This is a genomic window from Paraglaciecola sp. 25GB23A, from assembly GCF_040012495.1.
Taxonomy (GTDB): Bacteria; Pseudomonadota; Gammaproteobacteria; order Enterobacterales; family Alteromonadaceae; genus Paraglaciecola.
In genome coordinates, this window is sequence record NZ_JBDYKM010000028.1 from 39661 (window position 1) to 51186 (window position 11526).

The window sequence follows — 11526 nt, forward strand, 5'->3', positions numbered from 1 at the left end:
AGTCAGTGCTAAATCTAAGTATTGTCGATTAAAAGTAAATATTGGCGAGGCCTTGAGCCTCGCCAATATTAAGTGTTTTATTTGACCGAATGATAACCTTCAAAAAAGCGACGGGCATTTTGTCCCAAGGTTTTTGTGCGGTATCCACCTTCTTGAACAATCAATGTTGGCAATTTCAGTTCAGCCAGCATTGCGCCATTTTTAAAGAAATCGTCAGGCATCAATGCCCAGCTTCCTGTCGGATCACTTTTAGCCGTATCTAAGCCCATTGCAATAACAAAATATTGTGGTGAGAACTTTTTAATCGCGGTAATAGCCCGCTTCAGATGCGTGCGATACTGCTCAGGAGTAAGCGTATCTGGCAGTGGTATATTGAGATTAAAGCCCTTGCCCTCATCTTCTCCTACTTCATCAGCAAAACCGGTAAAAAAGGGGTAGTTGCTTACCGGATTACCATGTATTGATACAGTAAATACATCTTTTCTATTCAGAAAAATATCCTGGGTACCATTGCCGTGGTGAAAGTCGATGTCGATGACGGCAACCTTGCCATATTGACTGAAGTAGTTGGCTGCAATTGCCGAAGAATTGAAGTAACAAAATCCACCAAAGGCACTGCGTTCTGCGTGATGCCCCGGTGGGCGCACTAGAGAATAAGCCATAGGATATTTGTCTAGCACAGCGTTGGCTGCGGTAAGCGTGCAGTCCACAGCCGAGCGCGCCGCTAAATATGCATTTCTATTTAAAGGGGTAAAGGTATCAATACAGTAATAGCCAGCCTGCATTGCCAGATCTTTTGGCGGGCGAGTGCGGTTACGGATCGGGAAGATCTGCGGATACACCGACTTATTTTCAGGTAGTGATAAACAGATCTTTTTTAGGTAATTAAAATAATCTTTACTGTGCACCGCAGTAATGTGACTTTCGCTAGTGTGGCCGATAGGAAGTTCTGTAAACAAAGTGGTTTTGTGTAATTCATCGCGAATTTTGGAAATTCTTACCGGTGCCTCAACGTAGCCTCTATCGCGTACATGATGAATTTCATGTTTATCAGCGATCACCATGGCGTATTTAGGTACATTTACCGAAACGGGTAGTGCTGCCTTAGCCGGCTTTTTGTAGTATCGAGGTGCACGCATTTCAATCGGATCGTCCTTGATGCCCTCAATTACGGTTTGGATTATCTCTGGCGGGCAATCTTGCGGATATTTATAACTCAAAAAAGCGCTTAGATATTTTTTTGCCGCCTCTTGCGGCAGTCGATATGACGAATCCAGTGGATCCATAACAATAAACGCACCAATGTCATCCCCGATATTGGCAGGAATTTCATAACCCGTATTGATCAGTGGGCGTGCGCCAAAATGTTCATAAAACTTTAAGCGCTGTTGATTTATTTTTAAGGTTGCATCATCTCGACTGGCGCCAGGCTCGTCAGGTAAACATTCAAGCATTAAGGCATGACAGCCTAAGGCCTTGCACTCATCGCGCACTCGTTCATATAGCAGGCCACCTAAACCACCGCCAGGACGATTAGGGGCTGTGCTGATATATTCAATATGCGCCAGTTTTAAGGGAGGAAACATTAATACACTGCAATAAGCACTGACCTGACCATCAAAGCCTTCAACAACGAATAGCAAAGGAAAAAACTCATCGGTCAATGGCTGTTTTAAGCGCTCAGAAACACGGGATATTTCCGCATCAGAAGCCAAGGGAAATTGCTTTTGAGCAATTTCCTCAACTTGTTGAAGTATCACTAAGTCGTTGTCTGATTCGACATGCCGTAACACACGGATGCGTAACATTTTGTTCTCCATTTTTAAATAATAATAAGACAGATATAAGTCGATAATGACTAGCTTATCTTAGTGCAAGATCTATTAATAGCGGTTAACAACAGTATATTTAAGCCTTAGTTTTTGTGACAACTTGTTTGGTATCAAGGGGCGATTTGGTCCTTAAATAATTGTGATATAAAGGTGAGTTTTTGCTAGTAATTCGAGATCTTGACTATAAAAAAAGACGTTCCTAAGCCCCCATATTTTTTGCAAAATTGAAAAAGTCTAAGACGACATTCTAGCTGTAATTTTACTTAAAATCCCTAGTAGACGTTTTAAGCAAAACTTCTAATGAGTTAAGTTGGTTTTTACATTACAATCCGCGGCTTTGTTTTAGGCTATCTGGTGGTAAAAATGGCAGCAATTGGTATTGACTACGGAACCTCTAACTCGGAGGCTATTTATTTTGACGGGCGACAGCACCAACTAATAACGCTTGATCCTACCCAAGAATCAGCTAATAAGATCCGTTCGTCAGTATTTATCTATTACGACGGTGAATTACCCAGACCTGCAGATTCATCTATTGAAGCAAAAGTGATGCAAATCAAAGGCGCTATTTCCCAGCAAATTGATAAAGCGAAAGAGGGCTACTACGAAGCCAGTACGCCCAAAGAACAGCAGATATATAGTGATAGAATAGATGATCTTCGAGCCGAGTTTCACAATAAGCCTGCTTTGCAACGCCGTGCTATTGATATTTTATTAGAAGATATGACCGTACAAGACTTGCCTTTGCATAGATTAGTCGAAACCGGCAAATTTGCTTTTGGTGAAGAAGGGTTTAAGCGTTATCTACAAACCCCTGAAAAAGGTCGATTAATTTACTCGCCTAAAAATTTCTTAGGCGCTAATTTGATTGCCGGTCAACACGAGGCCTTTGTTGGCATGATAGCCAAGCAACTGGAGTTTTTTCGACTAAGTGCTGAAAAACAACTGCAGCAAGTGGTGGATACGGCTGTTATTGGACGGCCAGTTAAATTTCATGGCTCTAGAGGTGACGAAGGCAACAAACAAGCCATCGACATTATGACCCAAGCTGCACAAAAAGCCGGTTTTGCGCAGGTTGAATTTCTGGAAGAGCCGATCGCCGCCGCCTATAAAATTGAACGCAGCCTCAAAAAGCACACCAATGTATTGGTTATCGATATTGGCGGAGGCACTACTGATATCTGCTGCATTCGATTGTCTCCAGAAAAGCTAAGCAATATTGACCGGCAACATGATGTGCTGTCGGTAACGGGGGCTCGTCTGGGTGGCATGGAATGTGATAAAAATCTCATCGTCAAATCAATAGCCCCGACAATGGGTCAGGATTTGTTGACCTATAATGGCTTACCTGTGCCTCCTGCTTTCTTTTCAGATATGTGTGCGGTTGATGATATTCCGCGACTTAATCGCTTTTTTTCAGAAGAATATGGCCTAGAAATCCTGCAAACAAAGTCAATCGTAAAACAGCCAAAGTTGCTAGAGCGCCTGTTAATTGTGCAGGAGCAAAAACTATCAGCCCGCTTAGTTAATTCATCTCGACTGGCCAAAGAGTTGTTATCCTCTAAAAACAAGATCGTCTTGCCATTACATTATATTGAGCCCGATTATGATGTGAATATTGATACCGATGATTTGCATCGCTCTATGCAATCGTGGCTAACAAAAGTAAAACGTTTAGTCACTGAGTGTATAGCAAACAGTGCTGAGCCACCTGAAATGTTATTTATTACTGGTGGAATGAGTTTATCGCCTATCGTTAAAAAGGAACTACAAGAGATTATGTTACCCCATTTACCCGTCATTGAGGGCGATGCATTTAATTCAGTGTGTGAAGGTTTGGCTATTCAAGCGGCGAAACTCACTAAAATTTAACGCTGTATAGGTAAATTCAAATAATAGTTTATGCTCTAAGTGATTTAACTAAACAAATAGGATAATACCTTGGCGAAAGTAACTGGCATTGGTGGCGTATTTTTAAAGTGTAAAGGTGATAGCAAGGCCCTTGCTGCTTGGTATCAGCAACATTTAGGATTTTCATTAGAAAATTTTGGTGGTGCTATTTTAAAGTGGCCAGATGACCAAGCTGAAGATAAAGGGCTAACCGTATGGAGTCTTGCGGATAAAGACAGCCAATGGTTTAGTCCGAGTGATTCTTCTTTTATGATTAACTATCGAGTTGATGATCTGGATGAACTTTTAGTGCAACTGCAGGCCGCTGGCATCGTGATTGTCGCGGGACCTGAATCCCATGAAAATGGCAAATTTGCATGGATTATGGATCCTGATGGTAACAAAGTTGAACTTTGGCAGCCGATGCTGTGGGATGATAAAAATAAAAACGCTTAAGCCTGCAAAAAAAAGCGGCACTAAAACTCAAATAAAGTTAAGTGCCGTAGCCTGAATCTAGACTATAAGGTTGGTTTTTCTGCTCTACTACTCACTCATCGCCAGTAAACTGGGGCCAGCAGCAACTAATGACATCCCATTGGCGGTATCGGTAAATTTACTGAAGTTTTCTATAAATAAGGTAGCTAGCTCTTCTGCTTTTTGTTGCCACTCACCTTCATCAGCATAGCTGCTGCGTGGGTCGAGCAAGTCAGAGGTGACATGCTCAAGTTGAGTTGGTACAGACAGATTAAAGATCGGCAAGTTACGGCAAGGTGCCTCATCTAAATCGCCATTTAGGATGGCATCAATGATAGCTCGCGTTGCTTTAATAGAAATACGTTTACCACTGCCATTCCACCCTGTATTAACCAGGTAGGCTTGGGCGTTCGAGCTTTGCATGCGTTGTTTTAATACTTTTGCATAAATGGTTGGGTGTAGGGTCAAAAACGCCGCGCCAAAACAGCTAGAAAAGGTGGGGGTAGGTTGAGTAATACCTCGTTCAGTGCCCGCTAATTTAGCGGTAAATCCTGATAAAAAGTAATATTGGGCTTGCTCAGCTGTTAATTTGGATACTGCGGGTAATACCCCAAAAGCATCTGCAGTTAAGAAAATGACTTTGTTGGCATGTCCTGCTCGCGAAATGGGTTTAACAATATTTTCAATATGATCTAAAGGATATGAAACCCGGGTGTTTTCGGTTTTAGACTTATCGGCATAGTTAATTTTACCTTTGGCATCAACGGCTACGTTTTCTAGCAGGGCGTTGCGGCGAATGGCATGATAAATATCAGGTTCATTTTCGACTGACAAATCAATGGTTTTGGCATAACAACCGCCTTCAAAATTAAATATGCCATTGTCATCCCAACCATGCTCATCATCGCCTATTAATTGACGATGAGGATCGGTTGAAAGTGTGGTTTTACCGGTGCCTGATAGTCCAAAAAAGACCGCTACATCGCCACTTTTCCCCACGTTAGCACTGCAGTGCATAGAGGCGATACCTTTGAGAGGTAATAGATAGTTCATGATTGAGAACATACCTTTTTTCATTTCTCCGCCATACCATGTACCGCCAATCAACTGAATCTTTTCAGTGAGGTTAAAAGCGACAAAATTTTCTGAATTCAAGCCTTGCGCTTGCCAATTGGGGTTAGTGGTTTTAGCGCCATTCATGACCACAAAATCAGCCTTAAAACTCTTCAGCTCTTCTTCTGTGGGACGAATAAACATGTTTTTTACAAAATGGGCTTGCCATGCGACTTCTGTAATAAAGCGGACTTTAAGTCTGCTGTCTTTGTTGGCACCGCAGTAAGTATCAACCACAAATAAGCGTTTATTCGACAATTGTTTGGTGACTAAGGTTTTGAGTTCACCCCACACTGCAGGGCTGATGGGCTTGTTATCATTTTTGCCTTGAGTAGACCACCACACGGTGTCTTGGCTTACCGCATCTTCTACGATGTATTTGTCTTTAGGAGAGCGGCCAGTAAAGATACCTGTGTCAACCGACACTGCACCACATTCTGTTATAACGGCCTGTTCATAACCCACTAATGAGCTTAATGTGGTTTCCTCAAACAATTTTTCATAAGAGGGGTTGTGTACTATTTCGTTGACGTCAACAATGCCATATTGAGCTAGTTCGGTAATAATTTTTGTTTCTGTCATAAATAACACTTCCTAAAATGTCTTGCAAAACGCTAAAGCATATCAGCACTTGTATTGAGCCAGATTGCCTGCCAGCTGAGTAGTCTTTTGTCGTTATGTTGGCTATTAGCCAAGCTTATACTGTTAAAAATAGGCGATGTTCAACCAGACAGTTAGGGCGAAAGGCTGCATTTTATGGGTAGATACTCAGGTTTCGAAAACGTGCAAGACGTTTACATTTAGGTGCTGATTCTTTATAGACAGTATGTGGGGAAGTAACAAAAGCAGAAAAAGCGACTCATCAGAGTGAGTCGCCATGGGTAAAATTATCGCAACTAAGCAACCGCTGCTTCTAGAATAACTCGGCTGTTTTCAAGCGTGATGGCTTGATGCTCACCCATCTTTAACAAACCATGTTTGGTCAATTGCTTAAGGATTGCTTCTACTGCAGTATTTTTATCTGTGCCGTGCTCAGTCAACTGGGTAGCCACATCAACACTGTGATAGAGGGCTTCCATTGCTTGAATTGTTTGCTCTGCTAGCTCGTCACTTTGTTTTAAGCCAAAGACATTACGACCCATTTGTTCAAGTTTGGCTTTTTTATGCTCCATTTGATTACGTAATAATGAGGGTTGAATGATCGCCAAAGAACGCGCGTGATCCACACCGTAAAGTGCAGTTAATTCATGACCAATCATGTGAGTTGCCCAATCTTGCGCAACGCCGGCGCCAATTAAACCATTTAAGGCCTGATTAGCTGTCCACATTAAATTAGCGCGCCATGCCTGGTCTTGATGTTTAAAATTAGCGGCTAATACAGTTAGATTTTTTAATAGGGCTTCTGCATAACCATCTTGCACCATGGCGCCGGCAGGGAAGGTTAAATATTGTTCACAGACATGCACAAATGCGTCAACCACACCATTGGCAAGTTGACGTTGGGGTAGGGTGACCATTACCTCGGGATCCATAACGGCAAACTTAGGGAATACAAAAGGAGACATAAAGGCAAGCTTGTCGTGAGTTGCCGCTTTAGTTACCACCGAGGCACCGTTAGATTCAGAGCCAGTTGCTGGTATAGTTAATATCGCACCAATCGCCACCGCTTTAGTGACCTTATGTTTACCGGTCATTATATCCCAAGCGCCGCCGTCATATAGGGCTGCGGCAGCAATGTATTTTGAGCCATCAATAACAGAACCTCCACCAACAGCTAGGATAAAATCAATACCTTGCTCTTTCACGATGGCCACTGCTTTGTCTAGGGTTTCAGCTGTAGGATTGGGTTCAACACCAGAGAATTCTTGCCAATTATGTTGTGCCAAAGCAGCAACAACTTGCTCATATACGCCATTTTTCTTGATAGAGCCGCCGCCATAAATGACGAGTACTTTGCTATCAGCAGGAATATTGTTTTTAATACTGGCAATTTGACCTTGGCCAAATTCAATCTTGGTAGGATTTAAAAAAGAAAATTTCATATTTAGTTCTCCTGTTAGGTGATTAATAGCGCATTAATCAAGTTTTAATATAGTTACGTGTTAATCTATGCGCATATAATAATGCTTAAAAATAACTTTTATAACGGTTAAAACACGCAATATCTTGCCTAAAGCTACTTATTTGAGTAGATTTCGCGTTTTAATTAGCAAGTGAGGATGTCATGCGCAATATTGCAAGTTCGATGCAAGACTATGTTGATGTGATGGGTTTTCAGTCCTTGGAGGGCAGCAAGGCCACTTTCTTACCCGGTGTGCATTTTTATCGTGCTAGTCAAAGCAGTGCCCGTCAACCACTGTTGTACCAGTCTGGTATTATTATTATTGGTCAGGGTCGCAAGGTGATCCACTTAGGGGAGCACCACGTGAATTACGGGGCAGGTGACTATTTGGTCGTCGGCGTTCCCTTACCATTAGAGTGCGAAGCCTTTGTTGAAGACGAGCAAGCGATACTCGGTTTGAGTATTGATGTGCCAAATGCTGTGCTGCATGAGCTGGTTAATATATTGGCACAAAACAAGCGTTACTCTGGACCGACTAAAAATCAACTCGCCTGCGGGCTAAAATCTGCCAGTCTTGATGAAGATTTTCAGCTCAGTTGTATGCGCTTATTAAAGGCGCTTAAAAATCCCACAGAAGCACAAGTCCTCGGGCCTGGACTTATTCGAGAAATTGTTTATCGGGTTCTTATCGGCGCACAAGGTCAAACTTTATTTGGCTTAGCGCAACATGACGGTCATTATGCCCGTGTGGCCAAAGCACTAACCCGAGTTCATCAAGATTATGCGCAAGAGTTAAGTGTTGATTTCCTCGCTTCAGAAGCCAATATGAGTGTGTCGGCCTTTCACCGTGCTTTTAGACAAGTTACGCTGGAATCGCCGGTACAATATGTTAAAAAAGTACGACTGGTTAAAGCGCGAGACTTAATTAACTACGAAGGTAAAAAAGCCAGTGAAGCAGCATTATTAGTGGGTTATACCAGCCCATCTCAATTTAGCCGAGAATTTAAACGACAATTTAATCAATCCCCGAGTGCGGCTTGATATTGAGTAAAATAGACTATCTATGACAACTAAAAGCATTACAGAACAGAGTTTCAAACAAATATGGCTGCGTAAAATAGAATTGCTGTATTTAGGCAATAGTAAAAATGCCAACCGGTTTCGTTGGGGGCTATTAGGTTTTGATGCTCTGACTATCTTATACTTTATTATTTCTTCGTTTTTTCATTACATGCATGAATTACGCTGGTTAGAAATTAGTATAGGAGTGGTGTACTTAGTCGAGTTTTTAGCCAGAACACTGATCAGCAAAAAGCGTATTCGCGACATAATTCATCCGGTTGGCTTGGCAGATTTAATTGTAATTGTGTCTTTATTTATGCCCTCACTGGCTGCCAATTTTAGCTTTTTACGGGTTGCCAGAGCCCTGCGTTTATTGCGCTCTTATCATGTGATTAAAGCTTTACGTAAACAATCTAGCTTTGTTAGAGCCAATGAAGAAATCATTTTTAGTGTGGTTAATTTACTGGTGTTTATTTTTGTGATTACCGCCGTTGTTTTGGTTAGCCAAGAAGGCAAAAACCCCGGAATAGCTAACTATGTTGATGCTCTGTATTTTACCGTTACCACATTAACTACCACCGGATTTGGTGATATTACCCTGATGGGCACGGATGGCCGCATATTAGCCGTGCTGATCATGATATTTGGTATTTCACTGTTTTTACGGCTTATTCAAACCATATTTCGCCCCAACAAAGTTAAATTTGAATGTCCAAGTTGTGGTTTGAGTCGCCATGATAGTGACGCTATCCATTGCAAACATTGTGGCCATATTGTACATATTGAAACAGACGGAAGAGCTTGATTCAGCTATTAATGCTCAATATGGCAGCAGGAGAAGGATTTGAATTTACTGTTTATCTGTACTGAAAATAGACTGCGTAGCCCGACCGCGGAATCCGTATTCTCTGAATATGAGGGTTTTGTGGCCATTGGCTGCGGTACTAATGCAGATGCTGCAACACCACTATCTGGTGATTTAATCGAATGGGCTGATGTGATTTTTGTAATGGAACAGTCGCACAAAAGCAAAGCAACAAAAAAATATTCAGCGTTGTTGAAGGGCAAGCGTTTAATTTGCTTGGCCATTGCTGATAACTATCAGTGCATGCAGCCCGAATTAGTGCTGCTGTTAAAGCAAAAAGTAGCAATGCATATTCACCTTAATTAGTGGTATGCATGGCTAAGTGGCTTATTACCTTTTAATTTTGCTTAAAGTTTAAACTTTTTTGCGTTGCTCATGGGCTATTTCATGTTTTAAGGTCATGGCAATTAAGACAATAGAACAAATGCAGCCACCCACCAACAACACAAATCCGCCGTCCCAACCAAAATTATCCACGGTATAACCCAGCGCTATATTAGCCACCACAGCTCCGCCTAAATAGCCAAACAATCCAGTTAAACCCGCTGCGGTACCTGCCGCTTTTTTGGGTACTAGCTCTAGAGCAAATAGGCCAATTAACATCACAGGACCATAAATCAAAAAACCAATGGCCATTAATGCGGCGATATCAATAGCGGGGTTACCTGCAGGATTAAACCAATAGATTAATACCGCTATCAAGACCAATACCATATACAAAATACCGGCCGGGGCACGACGCCCTTTAAACCATTTGTCACTGATATACCCGCACAGTAAGGTGCCAGGAATACCAGCCCATTCATATAAAAAGTAGGCCCATGAACTTTTATTAACGGTAAAATCTTTAACTTCAGACAAATAGGTTGGCGCCCAATCAAGCACGCCATAGCGGATAAGGTAAACAAAGGCATTGGCGACGGCGATGTACCATAACAATTTATTATTTAGTACATAGGTAAAAAAGATCTGTTTGGCGCTGAGTTCTTCTTCGTGGCTTTGACTATAGTCTTTGGGATAGTCTTGACGATAATCTTCAATCGACGGTAAACCTAACGACTGTGGCGTATCACGTAAAGTAAAAAAGATAAAACCCGCAATAAATGTGGCTACCGCGGCTGGCAAGTAAAAAGCACTTTGCCAATCATTAAACCAAGACATGCCCAAAATAAAAATCGGCCCGATAAGACCGCCTCCCACGTTATGGGCGATATTCCAAAAAGATACCGTCCTACCGCGTTCATTACCAGAGTACCAATGCACCATGGTTCGGCCGCACGCCGGCCACCCCATGCCTTGAGCCCAGCCGTTGAGGAACAATAAAATAAATATGCTGGTTACGCTTTGCAGAGCCCAGTCGCTAAAACCAAAGGTAAACATAATGCCAGCGGAAATAAGCAAACCGGTTGTTAAGAAATAACGAGGATTACTGCGATCAGACACACTGCCCATTAAAAACTTACTGAGTCCGTAAGCGATAGATACCGCTGATAATGCTACACCCAATTGACCTTTGCTGTAGCCGTACTCTTCAATTAAGAAGGGCATGGCTAACGAGAAGTTTTTGCGTACTAAATAGTAACCCGCGTAGCCTACAAATATGCCAATGAAAATTTGCCAACGATATTTTTTGTAAGCATCTTCAATTTTTTCTTCGGCAATGAGTGGTTGATGGGGGGCGGGCTTAAAAATTCCAAACATAACAAGGCTTTAATTCAACGTGTTTGTTTGATTAGAGCAGAAAAACTCAAGGCTTGTCTATCTGCTTAATAATCTATTTACAATTAATGCCTTAGGTTTAAACAGATTATGATAAAAGCTGGAATTTATTGGATGATTTACCCAAGACCCAAGACCCAAGACCCAAGAATAGAGCTAAACATATGACGTCGTCGTCAGGGGATAAGAATGTGGGTCAGTCGCAGGATGTCTGTTTTTAAATAAAGTTTACTATTGAGTTTTATCAGTAATGCTACTGATAAAAAGTATTCAAAGTTAAAAAATATTTGAATGTTGCCAAGTGTAAATTTATCGGTCCAGCAGCAATTGCAGTGGAAGATGGGTTAATAGCGGCGATCAATTCTCTTAAATTAGATACAAATATAGCTGTCACTGATCTAGGTCAGCGCCACAGCTGAACTATCCACTGCCTAAGCATTATTGTCCGCAAGCCAGTGTTATTAAGAACCGTAGGTATGACGACTCTCGACTAATGAGGTGTCTATAAA

Annotated in this window: 9 protein-coding genes; 5 read left to right on the forward strand and 4 right to left on the reverse strand. The window is 41.8% G+C overall.

The features are described 5' to 3' along the window. Positions 1-77: 77 nt before the first annotated feature. Positions 78-1808, reverse strand: a complete 1731-nt coding sequence (locus ABKW31_RS20600; RefSeq protein ID WP_348618494.1) for a histone deacetylase family protein — start codon at positions 1806-1808, stop codon at positions 78-80. Between the two features lie 387 nt (positions 1809-2195). Between ABKW31_RS20600 and ABKW31_RS20605 the strand changes: the two genes are divergently transcribed. Both ABKW31_RS20605 and ABKW31_RS20610 read left to right on the forward strand, forming a co-directional pair. After that, positions 2196-3704 (forward strand): Hsp70 family protein, encoded by a 1509-nt coding sequence (locus ABKW31_RS20605; RefSeq protein WP_348618495.1) that lies wholly within the window; start codon positions 2196-2198, stop codon positions 3702-3704. Positions 3705-3773: 69 nt separating this feature from the next. After that, positions 3774-4178 (forward strand): VOC family protein, encoded by a 405-nt coding sequence (locus tag ABKW31_RS20610; RefSeq protein WP_348618496.1) that lies wholly within the window; start codon positions 3774-3776, stop codon positions 4176-4178. 87 nt (positions 4179-4265) lie between these two features. Here the strand turns inward: ABKW31_RS20610 and pckA are convergent, their stop codons facing one another. Both pckA and ABKW31_RS20620 read right to left on the reverse strand, forming a co-directional pair. Beyond that, entirely contained in the window at positions 4266-5891 is a 1626-nt protein-coding gene (gene pckA, locus ABKW31_RS20615) for a phosphoenolpyruvate carboxykinase (ATP) (RefSeq protein ID WP_348618498.1), read from the reverse strand. A 314-nt stretch (positions 5892-6205) separates the two neighbouring features. Next, positions 6206-7351 carry an iron-containing alcohol dehydrogenase gene (locus ABKW31_RS20620; RefSeq protein WP_348618499.1) on the reverse strand — a complete coding sequence of 382 codons (1146 nt, stop codon included), beginning with the start codon at positions 7349-7351 and terminating at the stop codon, positions 6206-6208. Positions 7352-7533: 182 nt separating this feature from the next. On the opposite strand from ABKW31_RS20620, the gene ABKW31_RS20625 reads away from it, so the two are divergent. From ABKW31_RS20625 to ABKW31_RS20635, 3 genes are read left to right on the forward strand one after another with little or no spacing between them, the layout of a single operon-like run. Beyond that, positions 7534-8412 carry an AraC family transcriptional regulator gene (locus ABKW31_RS20625; RefSeq protein WP_348618500.1) on the forward strand — a complete coding sequence of 293 codons (879 nt, stop codon included), beginning with the start codon at positions 7534-7536 and terminating at the stop codon, positions 8410-8412. Positions 8413-8434: 22 nt separating this feature from the next. Further along, positions 8435-9238 (forward strand): ion channel, encoded by an 804-nt coding sequence (locus ABKW31_RS20630; RefSeq protein WP_348618502.1) that lies wholly within the window; start codon positions 8435-8437, stop codon positions 9236-9238. A 39-nt stretch (positions 9239-9277) separates the two neighbouring features. Beyond that, positions 9278-9604 (forward strand): phosphotyrosine protein phosphatase, encoded by a 327-nt coding sequence (locus tag ABKW31_RS20635; RefSeq protein WP_348618503.1) that lies wholly within the window; start codon positions 9278-9280, stop codon positions 9602-9604. 48 nt (positions 9605-9652) lie between these two features. Here ABKW31_RS20635 and glpT read toward each other — a convergent pair whose 3' ends face one another. Next, positions 9653-10999, reverse strand: coding sequence for a glycerol-3-phosphate transporter (gene glpT, locus ABKW31_RS20640; protein ID WP_348618504.1), 1347 nt, complete (start codon positions 10997-10999; stop codon positions 9653-9655). Positions 11000-11526: the final 527 nt, after the last annotated feature.

Excerpts from the sequence above, each read along its gene's own strand:
- ABKW31_RS20600 (WP_348618494.1), bottom strand. The coding sequence starts at position 1,808 with ATGTTACGCATCCGTGTGTTACGGCATGTCGAATCAGACAACGACTTA.
- ABKW31_RS20605 (WP_348618495.1), top strand. The coding sequence starts at position 2,196 with ATGGCAGCAATTGGTATTGACTACGGAACCTCTAACTCGGAGGCTATT.
- pckA (WP_348618498.1), bottom strand. The coding sequence starts at position 5,891 with ATGACAGAAACAAAAATTATTACCGAACTAGCTCAATATGGCATTGTT.
- ABKW31_RS20620 (WP_348618499.1), bottom strand. The coding sequence starts at position 7,351 with ATGAAATTTTCTTTTTTAAATCCTACCAAGATTGAATTTGGCCAAGGT.
- ABKW31_RS20625 (WP_348618500.1), top strand. The coding sequence starts at position 7,534 with ATGCGCAATATTGCAAGTTCGATGCAAGACTATGTTGATGTGATGGGT.
- ABKW31_RS20630 (WP_348618502.1), top strand. The coding sequence starts at position 8,435 with ATGACAACTAAAAGCATTACAGAACAGAGTTTCAAACAAATATGGCTG.
- glpT (WP_348618504.1), bottom strand. The coding sequence starts at position 10,999 with ATGTTTGGAATTTTTAAGCCCGCCCCCCATCAACCACTCATTGCCGAA.